The 15,410-nt window shown below is 64.8% G+C and carries 15 protein-coding genes; 4 read left to right on the forward strand and 11 right to left on the reverse strand.

Features of this window, described 5'->3' with window-relative positions; genetic code table 11:
* The 9 genes from AvAM_RS21810 to AvAM_RS21850 all read right to left on the reverse strand — a co-directional run.
* Window positions 1-375: GTP-binding protein (locus tag AvAM_RS21810; protein ID WP_171012197.1), on the reverse strand; the 375-nt coding region annotated here is incomplete at its 3' end.
* Between the two features lie 174 nt (window positions 376-549).
* Complete coding sequence (gene fusA / locus AvAM_RS21815) at window positions 550-2,652, reverse strand: elongation factor G (RefSeq protein WP_137749039.1); 2,103 nt, start codon at window positions 2,650-2,652, stop codon at window positions 550-552.
* A 146-nt stretch (window positions 2,653-2,798) separates the two neighbouring features.
* On the reverse strand, window positions 2,799-3,272 hold the full coding sequence (rpsG, locus tag AvAM_RS21820; protein ID WP_005798541.1) for a 30S ribosomal protein S7: 474 nt from the start codon (window positions 3,270-3,272) through the stop codon (window positions 2,799-2,801).
* 171 nt (window positions 3,273-3,443) lie between these two features.
* Window positions 3,444-3,821, reverse strand: a complete 378-nt coding sequence (gene rpsL / locus AvAM_RS21825) for a 30S ribosomal protein S12 (protein WP_015012185.1) — start codon at window positions 3,819-3,821, stop codon at window positions 3,444-3,446.
* A gap of 315 nt (window positions 3,822-4,136) precedes the next feature.
* Entirely contained in the window at window positions 4,137-5,306 is a 1,170-nt protein-coding gene (locus tag AvAM_RS21830) for a D-alanyl-D-alanine carboxypeptidase family protein (RefSeq protein WP_137749040.1), read from the reverse strand.
* Between the two features lie 91 nt (window positions 5,307-5,397).
* Window positions 5,398-6,048: an alpha/beta hydrolase gene (locus tag AvAM_RS21835; protein ID WP_137749041.1), complete on the reverse strand. Its 651-nt coding sequence runs from the start codon at window positions 6,046-6,048 to the stop codon at window positions 5,398-5,400.
* Window positions 6,049-6,140: 92 nt separating this feature from the next.
* Window positions 6,141-6,500 (reverse strand): ferredoxin, encoded by a 360-nt coding sequence (locus tag AvAM_RS21840; RefSeq protein ID WP_137749042.1) that lies wholly within the window; start codon window positions 6,498-6,500, stop codon window positions 6,141-6,143.
* 9 nt (window positions 6,501-6,509) lie between these two features.
* Window positions 6,510-7,613, reverse strand: a complete 1,104-nt coding sequence (locus AvAM_RS21845) for a VanZ family protein (RefSeq protein WP_171012363.1) — start codon at window positions 7,611-7,613, stop codon at window positions 6,510-6,512.
* A gap of 19 nt (window positions 7,614-7,632) precedes the next feature.
* Window positions 7,633-8,061 carry a CopD family protein gene (locus tag AvAM_RS21850; RefSeq protein WP_137749044.1) on the reverse strand — a complete coding sequence of 143 codons (429 nt, stop codon included), beginning with the start codon at window positions 8,059-8,061 and terminating at the stop codon, window positions 7,633-7,635.
* A 339-nt stretch (window positions 8,062-8,400) separates the two neighbouring features.
* Between AvAM_RS21850 and hemB the strand changes: the two genes are divergently transcribed.
* The 3 genes from hemB (at window position 8,401) to AvAM_RS21865 (ending at window position 12,600) form a co-directional block, all read left to right on the forward strand.
* A complete protein-coding gene (gene hemB / locus AvAM_RS21855; protein WP_137749045.1) occupies window positions 8,401-9,408 on the forward strand; it encodes a porphobilinogen synthase in 1,008 nt (335 codons plus the stop codon).
* A gap of 69 nt (window positions 9,409-9,477) precedes the next feature.
* Complete coding sequence (locus AvAM_RS21860) at window positions 9,478-10,614, forward strand: magnesium transporter CorA family protein (protein WP_137749046.1); 1,137 nt, start codon at window positions 9,478-9,480, stop codon at window positions 10,612-10,614.
* 381 nt (window positions 10,615-10,995) lie between these two features.
* Complete coding sequence (locus AvAM_RS21865) at window positions 10,996-12,600, forward strand: methyl-accepting chemotaxis protein (RefSeq protein ID WP_137749047.1); 1,605 nt, start codon at window positions 10,996-10,998, stop codon at window positions 12,598-12,600.
* 161 nt (window positions 12,601-12,761) lie between these two features.
* Here the strand turns inward: AvAM_RS21865 and AvAM_RS21870 are convergent, their stop codons facing one another.
* Together AvAM_RS21870 and AvAM_RS21875 are read right to left on the reverse strand one after the other, a co-directional pair.
* The gene (locus AvAM_RS21870; RefSeq protein WP_137749048.1) at window positions 12,762-13,628 is read right to left on the reverse strand and encodes an amidohydrolase family protein; all 867 of its coding nucleotides are present in this window, start codon (window positions 13,626-13,628) and stop codon (window positions 12,762-12,764) included.
* A gap of 89 nt (window positions 13,629-13,717) precedes the next feature.
* Window positions 13,718-14,407, reverse strand: a complete 690-nt coding sequence (locus tag AvAM_RS21875; protein ID WP_137749049.1) for a dienelactone hydrolase family protein — start codon at window positions 14,405-14,407, stop codon at window positions 13,718-13,720.
* A 118-nt stretch (window positions 14,408-14,525) separates the two neighbouring features.
* Here AvAM_RS21875 and AvAM_RS21880 point away from each other — a divergent pair, with 118 nt between their 5' ends.
* On the forward strand, window positions 14,526-15,272 hold the full coding sequence (locus tag AvAM_RS21880; RefSeq protein WP_137749050.1) for an SDR family oxidoreductase: 747 nt from the start codon (window positions 14,526-14,528) through the stop codon (window positions 15,270-15,272).
* Window positions 15,273-15,410: the final 138 nt, after the last annotated feature.

A 15,410-nucleotide genomic window follows, 5' to 3' on the forward strand; every position in this document is an offset into this window, starting at 1 on the left:
TTGGCGGGCCAACAGGATGTGCTCACGGGTCTGGGGCATGGGGCCGTCAGCGGCCGAGCACACCAGGATAGCGCCGTCCATCTGGGCAGCGCCGGTGATCATGTTCTTCACATAGTCGGCGTGACCGGGGCAGTCCACGTGGGCGTAGTGGCGGTTGGCCGTTTCGTATTCCACGTGGGCGGTGTTGATGGTGATACCGCGGGCCTTTTCTTCGGGCGCTGCGTCGATCTGGTCGTAAGCCTTGGCTTCACCGCCGAACTTGGCAGACAGCACGGTAGCGATGGCTGCCGTCAGGGTCGTCTTGCCGTGGTCCACGTGGCCGATCGTGCCCACGTTGACGTGGGGCTTGGTCCGTTCGAATTTACCTTTTGCCATTTTCAATTCTCCAAAGAGCGATGCCTGTGTTGGGGTTTAACGTCTGCACCCGATTGCTGATTCGTCCTGCACAGAGCAACGGGACGGCACCGGGTCGCAGATTGCAAAAAAATTTGCTATTCAATCAATAGCTGCTAGCGCTTATTGGACAGGCGCCAGCAACTATTTAGAGCATTATTTTGCGCGAGCAGCCATGATGGCTTCAGACACGTTGCGAGGTGCTTCGCTGTAGTGCTTGAATTCCATCGAGTACGTAGCCCGGCCTTGCGTTGCGGAACGCAGGGTCGTGGAGTAGCCGAACATTTCCGACAGCGGCACTTCAGCGCGGATGGCCTTGCCACCGCCTGGGATGTCATCCATGCCCTGCACCATGCCGCGACGGCTGGACAGGTCGCCCATCACGTTGCCGGCGTAGTCTTCAGGCGTTTCCACTTCCACGGCCATCATGGGTTCCAGGATGACCGGACCGGCCTTCTTGCAACCTTCCTTGAAGCCGAAGATGGCAGCCATCTTAAACGCCAGTTCGTTCGAGTCCACATCGTGGTACGAACCGAAGTGCAGCGTGACCTTGACGTCCACCACGGGGTAGCCGGCCAGCACGCCTTGCGTGACGGCTTCGTTGATACCCTTTTCCACCGCTGGGATGAATTCGCGAGGCACCACGCCGCCCTTGATCGCATCGACGAACTCGATGCCTTTGCCGGCTTCGTTCGGCTCGATCTTGAGCACAACGTGGCCGTACTGGCCCTTACCACCGGACTGGCGCACAAACTTGCCTTCGGCTTCTTCCACCGTCTTGCGGATGGTTTCGCGGTAGGCAACCTGGGGCTTGCCCACGTTGGCTTCCACACCGAATTCACGCTTCATGCGGTCCACGATGATTTCCAGGTGGAGCTCGCCCATACCGGAAATGATGGTCTGGCCGGATTCTTCGTCGGTCTTCACGCGGAAGGATGGATCTTCAGCAGCCAGACGCTGCAGTGCGATACCCATCTTTTCCTGGTCGGCCTTGGTCTTGGGTTCCACAGCCTGCGAAATCACGGGCTCAGGGAAAATCATGCGCTCGAGAATGATCTGCGAGTTCACGTCGCACAGGGTTTCGCCCGTGGTCACTTCCTTCAGGCCCACGCAGGCAGCGATGTCACCGGCGCGAATTTCTTCGACTTCCTGGCGCTCGTTGGCATGCATCTGCACGATACGGCCGATACGCTCTTTCTTGCCCTTGATGGGGTTGTAGACCGTGTCGCCCTTGGTCAGCACGCCGGAGTACACGCGCACGAAGGTCAGCTGGCCCACGAACGGGTCCGTCATCAGCTTGAACGCCAGCGCAGAGAACTTCTCTGCGTCGTCGGCCTTGCGGGAAACAGGCTGCTCGTCATCGTCCGTGCCGGTCACATCAGGAATGTCCGTTGGCGCAGGCAGGTAGTCGATCACGGCGTCCAGCATGCGCTGCACACCCTTGTTCTTGAACGCGGTACCGCACAGCATCGGGTGGATTTCCGTGGCGATGGTGCGTGTACGCAGGCCCAGCTTGATCTCGGCTTCGCTCAAGTCACCTTCTTCGAGGTACTTGTTCATCAGGTCTTCAGACGCTTCGGCAGCGGCTTCCACCATCTTCTCGCGCCATTCCTTGGCGGACTCCACCAGGTCGGCCGGGATGTCTTCGTAGCTGAACTTCATGCCTTGCGAGGCTTCGTCCCAGATGATGGCCTTCATCTTGAGCAGGTCCACCACGCCGGTGAACTTGTCTTCGGCACCAATCGGGATCACGACGGGCACGGGGTTGGCCTTCAGGCGCAGCTTCATCTGGTCGTAGACCTTGAAGAAGTTGGCACCGGTGCGGTCCATCTTGTTCACAAAGGCCAGACGAGGCACCTTGTACTTGTTGGCCTGGCGCCACACGGTTTCCGACTGAGGCTGCACGCCGCCCACGGCACAGTACACCATGCAGGCGCCGTCCAGCACGCGCATGGAACGCTCCACTTCGATCGTGAAGTCCACGTGACCGGGGGTGTCGATGATGTTGAAGCGGTGCTCGTCGTACGAGTTGTCCATGCCCTTCCAGAAGCAGGTCGTGGCAGCCGAGGTGATCGTGATGCCGCGCTCTTGCTCTTGTTCCATCCAGTCCATGGTGGCAGCGCCGTCGTGCACTTCACCAATCTTGTGGCTCACGCCCGTGTAGAACAGAATGCGTTCGGTGGTCGTGGTCTTGCCAGCGTCAATGTGGGCCGAGATACCGATATTGCGGTAGCGCTCGATGGGAGTCTTGCGAGCCATGGTGGATCCTTGATGGGTCGTATTGGGGAGGGTGTCGGGCAGCCATACTGGCAAGAATGCCCGTCAATTTTGTGACTGCCTGAATCGACACAAGGCTGCAGGCAAAACACCTGCAGCCTTGGCCTATATCAGGACAAATCCGCGTTTTAGAAGCGGAAGTGGCTGAATGCCTTGTTGGCTTCGGCCATGCGGTGAACTTCGTCACGCTTCTTCATGGCGCCGCCACGGCCTTCGGTGGCTTCCAGCAGTTCGTTGGCCAGACGTTGGGCCATCGACTTTTCGCCACGCTTGCGGGCGGCTTCCTTGATCCAGCGCATGGACAGGGCCAGGCGACGGACAGGACGCACTTCCACAGGCACCTGGTAGTTGGCACCACCCACGCGGCGGGACTTCACTTCCACCATGGGCTTCACGTTGTTGATGGCAACGGTGAAGGCTTCCAGAGGGTCCTTATCGGGGTGCTTCTTCTCGATCAGTTCCAGGGCGCCGTAAATGATGCGCTCTGCAACTGCCTTCTTGCCGCCTTCCATGATCACGTTCATGAATTTGGACAGCTCTACATTGCCGAACTTGGGATCCGGCAGGATTTCACGTTTGGGGACTTCGCGACGACGTGGCATTTTTTACCTCTATCTTTGCTTCAGTTGGCACCGTTTCCGGCACCGCGAGAGCCAATTCAGGACTCCCACTTACTCGACCCGCGCAGACTATCTGCGTTTGGGGTCACTACGCTGGATCACCGCGCCACGCGGGAAACAGCACCGAAAATTCTTTGCAAAAAAGCGCAGGGCTTACTTGGCCTTGGGCTTCTTGGCGCCGTACTTGGAGCGCGCTTGCTTGCGGTCTTTCACGCCTTGCAAGTCGAGCGAACCACGCACGATGTGGTAACGCACACCGGGCAAGTCCTTCACACGACCGCCGCGAACCAGCACCACGCTGTGTTCCTGCAGGTTGTGGCCTTCACCGCCGATGTAGGAGATCACCTCAAAACCGTTGGTCAGGCGCACCTTGGCAACCTTACGCAGAGCGGAGTTAGGCTTCTTAGGCGTCGTGGTGTACACACGGGTGCACACGCCGCGGCGCTGTGGAGAGTTTTCCATCGCAGGGCTCTTGGACTTGGTCTTTTCGACCTCGCGCCCCTGACGGACCAGTTGATTGATGGTTGGCATGAAATACGTCCCTAAACGTAAAAAACGAAAACGTGAAACCCTTCGGAAATTCCGAAAAGCCTTCTAATGTAGCAGCAAGCCCCTGAACGGGCAAGCGGTACGAGGCTTCTCCCCATGGACGCAGCAAGCGTTCTCTCTCGGCCCAGCCGGACTGCGGCGCAAAGCATCGCCACCCACAACCGTCGAAAGCGCGCTACCCACGGGCGGCAGCCGTGCAAGGGCCGCCCCGCAGCACCGGCTGCGCCCCCTTCCCGAATCGCGCAGCGATTCGAGAGAAGGGGGTGAAGGCGCGACAGCGCCTCAGGGGGTTGCCCTCTACTTGATCCAAAGACGGATCGCATCCCAGGCGCGACCCAGAATACCCGCCTGCTCCACCGCCTCCAGCGCCACCAACGGCACCTCGCCGACGGACTGCTCGCCCAGCATCACCTTCAGGGTGCCGATAGGCTGGCCCTTGGTGTAAGGCGCCACCAGCGGATCGGGGCGGGATATCTGGGTCGTGACCTTGCCAGCGCTGCCCGCAGGCACGGCCACGACGATGGCTTCTTCGCGGCCGATTTTCAGCACGCTGTCCTTGCCCTTCCAGACAGCGGGCGTGGCCACGGGCTTGCCTGCGTCGAACAGCTTGACCGCCTCGAACGCGGTGTAGCCCCAGTTCAGCAGCTTCTGGCTTTCGTTCGCGCGCGCGTTTTCGCTTGCGGCGCCGAGCACGATGGACAGCAGGCGGCGCTGGCCCACGCCGGGGAATTCACGCTTGGACGTGGCCACCAGGCAGTAGCCCGCGGCGGCGGTGTGGCCGGTCTTGAGGCCGTCCACGGTCGGGTCGCGGAACAGCAGCGAATTGCGGTTGCTGCCGTTCGATGCCGGGGTGCCCGGGTAGCTGTACTGCTTGGTGGAGTAATAGTGCATGTACTCCGGGAAGTCCTTCATCAGGCGCATGGCCAGCACGGAGAGGTCACGCGCCGTGGTGGTGTGGCCGGGCTCGGTCAGGCCTTCGGGGTTCTTGTAGCTCGTGCCGTTCATGCCCAGGGCCTTGGCCTGGTCGTTCATGAGCTTGACGAAGTTCTCGGCCGTGCCGCCCACGCCTTCGGCCAGGGCCATGGTGGCGTCGTTGCCGGACTGCACGATCATGCCCTTGATGAGGTCTTCGACCGGCACCTGCATCTTGGGGTCGATGAACATGCGCGAGCCAGGCATCTTCCAGGCGCGCACGCTCACCGGCAGCTTCTGGTCCAGCGCGATCTTCTTGGCGCGCAGCGCGTCAAACACCAGGTAGCCCGTCATGAGCTTGGTGAGCGAGGCCTGCTCCACCGGTGCGTCGATGTCCTTGGCGGCCAGCACCTGGTTGGCGGTGACATCCACCAGCATGTAGGTGCGCGCGGCGATTTCGGGGGGCTGGGGTGCCTGGGCCAGGGCGCCAAAGGCAGCCGGGGCCACCGCAGCAAAGACGGCCAGGGATCGCAACGCAGACAGGATTCGTTTCATGGGGCAATAGGGGGCTGGAGAGGCTCAGAAAAAGAGGAAAAGAAAAATGCGCAGAGAGGGGATGAAGGCCCGGAGAGCCCGGGCCGCCCCCTCAGGCGCCCGATTGCAGGTGGCGCACCACCAGATTCTTCAAGAGCGGCAATTGTCCGTGAAAGAAATGCCCCCCTGCGGGGATCACTGTGACAGGCAGTATCTGGGGCCGTGCCCAGTCCATGACGGATGCCAGTGGCACGGTGTCGTCCGCCTCGCCATGCACGACCAGGGTGCTCAGGTGGGCGTCGGGGGGCACCGGGGCCACGGTGAATCGGCTGGCGGCGGTGCCAACCAGCACGGTTTTGTCCACGCGGCCCGTCGGCCAGAGCGCCGCCAGCGCGTGGCTGGTGACAAAGGCGCCAAACGAAAAACCCGCCAGCGCGATGCGCTGGCCTTCAGCCACAGGCGCCACCTGCTCCACCACGGCGAGCAGGTCTTGCAACTCGCCCCGGCCGTCGTCATGCACACCCGCTGTGCCGCCCACACCCCGGAAGTTGAAGCGCACGGCCGTCCAGCCGCATTGCACCAAGGCGCGCGCCAGGGTCTGCACCACCTTGTTGTCCATGGTGCCGCCAAACAGCGGATGGGGGTGGGCAATGATGGCCACGCCCCGGGGGCTGGCGCCCTCGGCCAGCGCGGCGCTGTCGCGCACGGCCTCGATGGCGCCTGCGGGGCCGGTCAGGGTCAGGCGTTCGGTCTGGGCATTCACGGGATTGCTACTCTATTAATAGCTGCAAACGCTTATCCATCAGGCGGAAGCAGCCAAAATCATTCAAAAACCGAAGCGGGATGGAGCCCGTATCAGCGGCCAAGTTCCGCTGGCGTGACCAGGCGTTCCACCACCTGGCCGTTCTTGAGGTGCGATTCGACGATTTCGTCGATATCGGCTGCGTCCACGTAGGTGTACCAGGTGCCTTCTGGGTAGACCACGGCCACAGGGCCGCCCGCGCAGCGGTCCAGGCAGCCTGCCTTGTTCACGCGCACCTTGCCGGCGCCCGCCAGCCCGGCCGCCTTGACCTGGGCCTTGCAGCGGTCAAACCCCGCCTGGGCGTTGTGGTGGGCACAGCTGTCTTCGCCGTTGGTGCGGTCGTTCAGGCAAAAGAAGATGTGGCGCTGGTAATAGCCGGGCGCTGCGGCCGGTGCGGTGGATGGTTCGCTCATCCCGGCATTTTAGGTTTGCGCATCCCGCCGGGACACGCGCAGCAACACATACAGCAGCGTGGCATAAGGCCACAGCCAGCCCAGCCACTGCCCCAGGCCGTAGAAACGGATGAAGCGCCCCTGCTCCCAGATCTGCAGCGTCTGGGCGAAATACGCGCTGGTGGGCGCCTGGTTGAGCAGCGCCAGGTGCCAGGCCAGCGCCAGCAGCAGCATGGCGGCGCAGGCCCGGCGCGGCAGGGCCAGCAAGAGCAGCGCCAGCGCCAGCGCGCCCCACACGCCCACGCGCACGGGCAGGCTCATCCATTCCCAGGCGTGCACCGGGCCCCAGCTCAACGCGGCCGACAGCGCCGTGAGGACCACACCCACCGCCACCACCCCCAGCGCAAACAGCGCGCGCCGCCCCATCTGGCGGATCACGCAGTAGCCCAGCAGGCAGGGGATGAGCAGGCCCAGCGTCACACACAGCAGCTCGCCACTGGGCGAGAGCGGGTCGAGCGCTGCCTCGCGCAGGGGCAGCCAGTCCAGAAACGGGGTGTCGGCCAGCAGCTCGATGAGCGCCGCCTCCAGCCGCTCCAGCACCTGGCCCAGGCCAAAGGGCACAGCCGCCGGGAACAGCAGCGCCATCGGCCACAGCGCCAGCAACACCATGCCTCCCGAAGCGTCCGAGACAAACCAGCGCGAGCGAAAGTCGCTCCAGCGGTCCAGCGCGCCCAGGCGCTCCAGCAGGGCGGCGCTCAGGGCGCCCGCCAGGGTGCCGCCCATGTTGAGCAGCAGGTCCAGGTTCGACGGCACCCGCCGGGGCAGGTAGATCTGCAGAAACTCCAGTGACAGCGACAGCAGCGTGCCCGCCACCGTGGCCAGCGCCACGGCCGCCAGCACACGCCGCCAGCCCGAGCGCAGCAGGCCCAGCACCAGCAAAAAGCCCAGCGGCGCATAACCCGCGGCGTTGGTGACCACGTCAAACCCCGTCCAGTACGGCGGGGGCAGGCGGGCCAGCAGGAACACCAGCGGGTCAATGCCCTGCGCGCGCCAGCCGTCAAACGGGAACAGGCTCGCAAAAACAATGAGCGCCGTGTAGATCAGCGCCAGGGGCCAGGCAGAAGTCTTGTGCACCAGCGTCCGCCCTGCACCATCAAAACGGTTTGACCACCACCAGGATCACCGCCACCAGCAGCAGCAGGACGGGCGCCTCGTTGAACCAGCGGAACCACACATGGCTCCTTCGGCAGGTGCCATCGGCCAGCTTGCGCAGCAGCACGGCGCAGGCATGGTGGTAGCCGATCACCAGCAGCACCACGGCCAGCTTGGCGTGCATCCAGCCATTGCCATGGCCCCGGCCGATGCCGTAGCCCATCCAGAGCCACACCCCCAGGGCCAGCGCAGGCACCGCCAGCAAGGTGGTGAAGCGCAGCAGCTTGCGCGCCATCAACAGCAGCCGTTCGCGCTCAGCCACCGAGCCCGGGGCCACCATCTGCAGGTTCACGAAGATGCGTGGCAAATAGAAAAGGCCAGCAAACCAGCTGGCCACGAAAACGATGTGAAAGGCTTTGACCCAGAGCATGGGTGCAGTTTACGTTCCAGCAAGCTTTGCTACGGCCCAGACCCGGACAAAAAAAGCCCGGCTGTCCGCCGGGCCAGGAAAGCCTGTTTTGCATTGCTGCAATCCGAGGCCCCGCTCAGGGAGGAAAGCGGGGGGCAGCAAGCCGCCCGGCGCCAATTTAGCACCGGGCACAGGCTGTTACAAGCGGCATTTCCAGAGTGAACGTGTGAGGCCTTGCGGCTTGAAACGGGCACGCGCCACGCCGGTGCACCCGTGGATCCGGCTGTGCCGGTCCAGGGGGTGCGTCCCCCCTCGGGGGGAAGCCGCGCAGCGGCACAGGGGGGGCTTCATAATCCAGTGATGCACCTCCAAAGCCCTGCCCCCTTCCCCCAGAACCGCCCCCGCCGCCTGCGCCGCGATGCCTTCACCCGCCGCCTGGTGCGCGAGAACCTGGTCACCGCCGACGACCTGATCTACCCCGTGTTCGTGCACGAGGGCACGAACCGCAGCGAGGCCGTGACCTCCATGCCCGGCGTGGACCGCCTGAGCCTGGACTTGCTGCTGCCCGTGGCCGAAGACTGCGTGAAGCTGGGCATCCCGGTGCTGGCGCTGTTCCCGGCGATTGACCCGTCGCTCAAGACGCCGGACGGCAAGGAAGCCCTGAACCCCAACGGCCTGATCCCGCGCGTGGTGCGGGCGCTCAAGAAAGAATTCCCCGACCTGGGCGTGATGACCGACGTGGCGCTGGACCCCTACACCAGCCATGGCCAGGACGGCGTGCTGGACGAGACCGGCTACATCATCAATGACGAGACGGTGGAGATCCTCACCGGCCAGGCGCTCACGCATGCCGAGGCGGGCGTGGACATCGTCGCGCCCAGCGACATGATGGACGGCCGCATCGGCGCCATCCGCGAGGCGCTGGAAGTGCAGGGCCACATCCACACCCGCATCATGGCCTACAGCGCCAAATACGCCAGCGCCTTCTACGGCCCCTTCCGCGACGCGGTGGGCACGCGCGGCGCCCTGGGCAAGGCCGACAAGAACGTCTACCAGATGGACCCCGGCAACAGCGACGAAGCCCTGCGCGAAGTAGCCATCGACATCGCCGAAGGCGCCGACATGGTGATGGTGAAACCCGGCATGCCCTACCTCGACATCGTGCGCCGCGTGAAGGACGAGTTCAAGGTGCCCACCTTCGCCTACCAGGTCAGCGGCGAGTACGCCATGATCAAGGCCGCCGCCGCCAACGGCTGGCTGGACCACGATGCCGTGATGATGGAAAGCCTGCTGGCCTTCAAGCGCGCAGGCGCCGATGGCGTGCTGACCTACTTTGCCCGCGACGTCGCCCGGAAACTTCAAAAATAATAGCTGCCAGCGCTTACCCAGTGCGCGCAGAAGCCATTTTTTGAACACAAACCCGGGGCCCAGTTGTTCATGCGCATCTTTCACATCCACAGCGGCGGCGTGCAGGAGCTGGCCGCGCTGCCCACGCAGATGCCCGCCCAGGGTTTTGTCTGGATTGCCTGCGCACGCCCGGCCTTCCAGGCGCAGCTGGCCGAGGTCCAGGCCAGCCTGCAGGCCCTGGTGGGACTGCAGCTGGTGGACCTGCATGTGTCCGACCTGCTCAACGCCCAGCTGCCCTCGCACTACGACTACACCTCGCAGTACGACCTGCTGGTGTTCCGCCGCCTGGCCACTGCGCAGGGCGAAGCCGCCGACCCGGCCCCCGGGAGTGACGGCCCGGCCAGTGCGCCGCTCAAGCGCAGCGGCCCGCCCGTGCTGCGCCGCATCGACACCAGCCCGGTGGGTTTTGCCGTATTCGACCAGTTGCTGCTGACCGTGCACCCCACCGACTGCGCGGTGCGCGACGCCTATGCCGCCCGCCTGCTGGCCGCCCTGCCCGCCAGCCCAAGCGAAGGCCGCAGCAGCCCCGTGCCCGGCGCCCGCGTGCCCACCAGCCCGGCCGACCTGATGCTGCGCGTGGTCAACCAGATGGTGGACGGCTACCTGGACCTGCGCCGCGAACTCACACGCCAGCTGGACCACTGGCAGACCGAGCTGCTCAAGCCCCGCGCGCGCTACGTGAACTGGGGCTCGCTGCTCGAAGCCCGCCTGGCCCTGCACGGGCTGGACGAAATCTGCGAAGACCAGCGCACCGCCGTGCAGGACTGGATCGACGCCCTGGAAACCTGGGCCTTGCCCGACACGCCCGCCGGCCTGCGCGAGCTGGACCTGCTCAAGGTGCGCAGCCGCGATGTGCTGGAGCACATCGAACGCGTGGTGCACCACGTGCGGCGCCTGGAGCAAAGCACCGAAACCGCCGTGCAGATGCACTTTTCGGTGCAGAGCAACCGCACCAACGACATCATGCGCACGCTCACCGCACTCACCGCCGTGTTCCTGCCGCTGAACCTGATCGCCGGCATCTTCGGCATGAACTTTGAGTTTTTGCCGCTCATCCACAAGCAGGACGGCTTCTGGTGGGCCACAGGGTCCATGATCGTGATCGCCTTGGCGCTGGTGCTGCTGTTTTGGCGCAAGCGTTACCTCGCCCGCACCAGCACGCGATAGCCCTGGCGGGGGCACCCCTGTTGAAATCAGTTTTTTTCAAACCAACCACCCCAACATACGCAGCGCTTTCTCATCTGCGTGCCGCCCCCGCCTTGCCCTTCTTTCGGTCTCTGCCGTCCCCCCCACCACCTGGCGGCAGCCTGAGAGCCTCCAGAGGCCTGCCATCTAGACCTGTCTCGCACCACTTCCAGCTGGCATGCGCCGGATGGTCAGTGATTCCGTGAGAGGTGGCAGGGTGCGGCCAGAAGCATCCACCGCTACCTCTGCCCAGCAGACCTTTCGGGATAACCCTTACAAAATGTGACAGGGCTTGACCCTCATCAAGCCCCTGGTGGTGAGTGCCCGATAACCTCGACGGCGCACTTGAAACAAAACCGTCACATGAATCAAATCGCCATAGGAAAACGCCTGACCCTGGGCTTCGGCCTGCTGCTGGCACTGTCGCTGCTGGGCACCTTGCTGGGTGTGTGGCAACTACATGCCGCATCTGTCTCCACGCAAGCCGTGATTGAACAACCCCTTGCCAAGGAACGGCTGATCACAGACTGGTACCGCCTGATCCATACGGCCGTGCGGCGTACCACTGCCATTGCCAAAAGCAGCGATGCATCCCTGGCCAACTACTTCGCCGAGGAGCAAAAGCTCTCTGCCGGCACCACCACCGAGATCCAGAAGAAGGTGGAAGGGTTGATGCAGACCGATGCCGAGCGCGCTCTGTTTGCCGACATCAGCGCACTGCGCCGCACCTACACCGAATCTCGCGATACGGTGATCCGCCTGCGCCGCGAGGGGGATGCGGACAAGGCCGATGCTCTGCTGGAAACCCGCTTCGTGCCAGCGGCCAAGCAGTACATGGGCCGCGTGGAAGCCCTGATGGAACTGCAGCGCAAGGCACTGGACCAATCCGCGGCCCCCATCAAGGCAGCCAACGACAAGGCCCGCATGTGGCTGATTGCGCTGGGCGCCATCACCTGCGGCCTGGGCGTGGTGCTGGCCGCAACCATCACGCGCAGCATTACCCGCCCTCTGAGCGAATCGGTGGCTGTGGCTGACACCATCGCACGGGGCGACCTCACGGCCCAGGTGCAGAGCACCAGCAGCGACGAAACCGGTCAGCTGCTGCGCGCGCTGGCCGATATGCAGCATTCGCTGGCCTCGGTGATTGGCCAGATCCGCGATGCAGGCAACCAAATCGCCAGCGCCAGCGACCAGATCGCGGGCGGCACGCAAGACCTGTCCTCGCGCACGGAGCACACGGCCGCCAACCTGCAGCAGACGGCTTCGTCCATGGAACAATTCACCGCTACCGTGCAGCAATCCGCTGAAGCCGCGCGCACGGCCAGCACGCTGGCCTCCTCTGCCGCCGAGGTGGCATCTCAGGGCGGAAGCCTGGTGGCCCAGGTGGTGGCGACCATGGACGACATCCACACCAGCTCGCGCCGCATTGCAGACATCATTGGCGTGATTGACGGCATTGCCTTCCAGACCAACATCCTCGCGCTGAACGCTGCGGTGGAAGCCGCCCGCGCTGGAGAACAAGGCCGCGGCTTTGCAGTGGTGGCGGGCGAGGTGCGCAGCCTGGCCCAGCGCAGCGCCGAAGCCGCCAAGGAGATCAAGGGACTGATTTCCAGCAGCGTGGAAAAAGTGGGCGCGGGCACCCAGCTGGTGCAGGACGCAGGGGCCGCCATGCAGAACATCGTGACCTCGGTGGGCCGCGTGACCGAAGTGGTGGCGCACATTGCCGCCAGCGCCCGCGAACAATCCGACGGCATTGCCATGGTGAACGGAGCGATCGCGCAGCTCGATCAGGCCACCCAGCAGAACGCCGCGCTGGTGGAAGAATCCGCCGCAGCCGCCCAGAGTCTGCGCGAGCAGGCCCACCGGCTGGCCGAGGCGGCCTCCAGCTTCAAGGTGACCGAGGGCACGGACTTGCGCCGCCCTGCGTCTGCGGCGGCGGTCCCAAAGCCGCGGTTGCTGCCCGCCTGAACGCAAGCCCTGAACGTGAAACAGCCTTCATGGTCCAGGGTGGCTCTGCCCCCGAGGCCATGAAACTGAGAGCCTGTTTATGGCCTTGCCGGGCTCGCTTCGGAGAGCCATCGGGACAAGTGGACGCTTCGGTTGCATGCGAGCGCAATCAGAATCAGCGATCAGGGACTGGTGGTGGGGACGCCGAACAGCCCCGCCGCGTTGTCCCACGCCACCTTGCGCGCCACATCGGCGGGCAGGCCGCCCAGCCACTGGCGGTAGCCCTGCATCAGGCTTTCGTAGTGCTGCCAGCGCTGGTTGACCCAGGTGTCCGAGCCGATCACGAAACGCGTAGGGTACTTGAGCAGCAGCGCGCGCCAGGCGGGGCACAGCTGGTTGTCGTCGCAGACCAGGCCAGGGCGGTACGAGAGTTCGCCCACCAGGCCCGGGTAGCGGGCCATGAGCGCATCCACCCGCTCCACCGGCGCGCCGCCAATGCCGGTGTGGGCCCAGATCAGGCGCGCCTTCTGACCTTTGGACGGGGTGTTGGCCATCAGCAGGTCGATGGCCACATCGTCCACATGGGCCAGCACCACCAGGTCTCGCTGCTCGGCCAGGGCCATGAGCTTTTTGGCCACGGGGCCGTTGGCATTGGCGCTGTCGTACAGGTGGAATTCACCAATGCCCCGGTACGGCCCCGCCGCCGTGCCGCGCGCCAGCTCGGTCTGCACCATCGTGTAGATGCTCTCGTCGGCAAACCAGCCGGTGTAGTCGGCGCGGTTGCGGTACAGCCGCACAAAGGGCACCACGGTCACGCCCGCCTCGCGGGTCTGCGGCAGGCCCGCCAGGGTGAGAGAGCCGGTGTTGGGCCGCGAATTGGCCACGATGGCGCGCACGCCGCTGGCCTTCATGCGCGCCAGCACATCGGCGGGCGGGTGGGGGCCCGTTTTGCCGTCCCAGGCTTCCTCGTTGTAGTGCAGGTGGGCGTCGAACAGGGGGCCGGTGTAGTCGGCGGCGTGGGCTGCAGCGCCAATAGCTATCAAAAGCATAGCTATCAGTGCTTGGTGGACAGGCGCAAGGGGCCTAAAAAGCTTCAAATTTTCCATGGCAGCCCCCCGTTTGTGCGTTGTGGGTTTTCTCAGGCCAGGTGTTTGTCGAAGAACGCCAGGGTGCGATCGCGCGCGGTCATGGCGGCGGGCTCGTCGTAGCTGCCGCGCTGGTCGCAGTTGAAGCCATGGTCAGCCGCGTAGATGTGCACCTCGGCACCCGGCTGGGCGCGGGCAAAGGCCTGCACGCTGTCTACAGGAATCCAGTGGTCGCGCTCGCCAAAGTGGGCCAGCACGGGTACGCGGGGTTGGCGCGCGGCTTCGTCGGGGCTGGTCATGCCACCGCCGTAGTAAGGCACGGCGGCCGACAGGCCGGTGAGCGTGCAGGCCGCGCGCCAGGTGAGCAGCCCACCCCAGCAAAAGCCCACGATGCCCACCTTGCGCCCGCTTTGCGCGGCGGCGTAGTCGATGGCGGCCTGGATGTCGGGCATCACGCCGGGGGCGGGCAGCGCTTCCACCGCCGCCTTCAGGCCCATGCCAGCCTGCATGTCATCGCCGGTGTAGCCCAGTTCCACGCCCGGTTTCACGCGGTGAAAGGTCGAAGGCGCTACCGCCAGGTAGCCGCGCGCTGCAAAGCGGTCGGCCACGGCGCGGATGTGGGAGTTCACGCCAAAAATCTCCTGCAGCACCACCACCGCGCCGCGCGGGGCCGCGTCAGGCTGGGCCACCCAGGCCGGAAACACCAGGCCATCGCTGGAAGTCATATCCACAAACTGTCCCATGCTGCTATCTCCTTGAAGAAAAAAGGGGTCCACACGTTGCGCCCCCGGCACATCGGGCTCTGCCCGATCCCCCGAGAACCTGTTCCAATGCGCCATTCTTGCAGGAGACCCCGATTTCATGGACAAGATCGCCTTAATCACCGGCGCCAGCCGAGGCATTGGCGCTGCCACCGCGCTGCGGGCCGCGCGCCAGGGCTGGGCGGTGGCGGTGAACTACCAGGGCAACCAGGCCGCCGCCGATGCGGTGGTGCAGCAGATCCGCGCCGCAGGCGGCACCGCCCTGGCCGTGCAGGCCGATGTGGCCGACGAGGCCCAGGTGCTGGCCATGTTCACCACCATCGACGCACAACTGGGCCGCATCACCGCGCTGGTGAACAACGCGGGCGTGGTGGACACCACCCAGCGGGTGGACGAAATGAGCGTGGCGCGCCTGCGCCGCATGTTCGACGTCAACGTGATCGGCAGCTTTGTCTGCGCCCGCGAGGCCGTGCGCCGCATGAGCACGAAACACGGCGGCACGGGTGGCAGCATCGTCAACGTTTCCAGCGCCGCATCCCGGCTGGGCTCAGCCCACCAGTATGTGGACTACGCAGCGGCCAAGGGCGCCATCGACACCTTCACCATCGGCCTGGCGCGCGAGGTGGCGGCCGAGGGCATCCGTGTGAACGCCGTGCGCCCCGGCCTCATCGAAACCGACATCCACGCCAGCGGCGGCCTGCCCGACCGCGTGCGCGACCTGTCCCACCAGGTGCCGATGCAACGCGGCGGAACCGCCGACGAAGTGGCCGAGGCCATCGTGTGGCTGATGTCGGATGCTTCGCCGTACACCACCATGTCCCTACTCGACGTATCCGGAGGCAGGTAGTGAAACACCCCCTGAGTCGCTTCGCGCCTTCCCCCCTCTCTCGCTTCGCTGCGCGATGCGGGAGTGGGACGCCCCCGGCGCGGCGGGGCGGCCCTTGCGCGGGGGTACTGGCCTTTGCCGTGACAGTTTCAACGGCTA

Origin of the sequence: Acidovorax sp. NB1 (genome assembly GCF_005405905.1) — a bacterium.
GTDB lineage: Bacteria > Pseudomonadota > Gammaproteobacteria > Burkholderiales > Burkholderiaceae_C > Acidovorax.

Bases quoted from the DNA above. Each gene is read 5' to 3' on its own strand.
- AvAM_RS21875 (WP_137749049.1), bottom strand. From the start codon at position 14,407: ATGGGACAGTTTGTGGATATGACTTCCAGCGATGGCCTGGTGTTTCCG.
- fusA (WP_137749039.1), bottom strand. From the start codon at position 2,652: ATGGCTCGCAAGACTCCCATCGAGCGCTACCGCAATATCGGTATCTCG.
- hemB (WP_137749045.1), top strand. From the start codon at position 8,401: ATGCACCTCCAAAGCCCTGCCCCCTTCCCCCAGAACCGCCCCCGCCGC.
- AvAM_RS21880 (WP_137749050.1), top strand. From the start codon at position 14,526: ATGGACAAGATCGCCTTAATCACCGGCGCCAGCCGAGGCATTGGCGCT.
- AvAM_RS21850 (WP_137749044.1), bottom strand. From the start codon at position 8,061: ATGCTCTGGGTCAAAGCCTTTCACATCGTTTTCGTGGCCAGCTGGTTT.
- AvAM_RS21865 (WP_137749047.1), top strand. From the start codon at position 10,996: ATGAATCAAATCGCCATAGGAAAACGCCTGACCCTGGGCTTCGGCCTG.
- AvAM_RS21860 (WP_137749046.1), top strand. From the start codon at position 9,478: ATGCGCATCTTTCACATCCACAGCGGCGGCGTGCAGGAGCTGGCCGCG.
- AvAM_RS21830 (WP_137749040.1), bottom strand. From the start codon at position 5,306: ATGAAACGAATCCTGTCTGCGTTGCGATCCCTGGCCGTCTTTGCTGCG.
- AvAM_RS21870 (WP_137749048.1), bottom strand. From the start codon at position 13,628: ATGCTTTTGATAGCTATTGGCGCTGCAGCCCACGCCGCCGACTACACC.
- rpsG (WP_005798541.1), bottom strand. From the start codon at position 3,272: ATGCCACGTCGTCGCGAAGTCCCCAAACGTGAAATCCTGCCGGATCCC.
- AvAM_RS21840 (WP_137749042.1), bottom strand. From the start codon at position 6,500: ATGAGCGAACCATCCACCGCACCGGCCGCAGCGCCCGGCTATTACCAG.
- rpsL (WP_015012185.1), bottom strand. From the start codon at position 3,821: ATGCCAACCATCAATCAACTGGTCCGTCAGGGGCGCGAGGTCGAAAAG.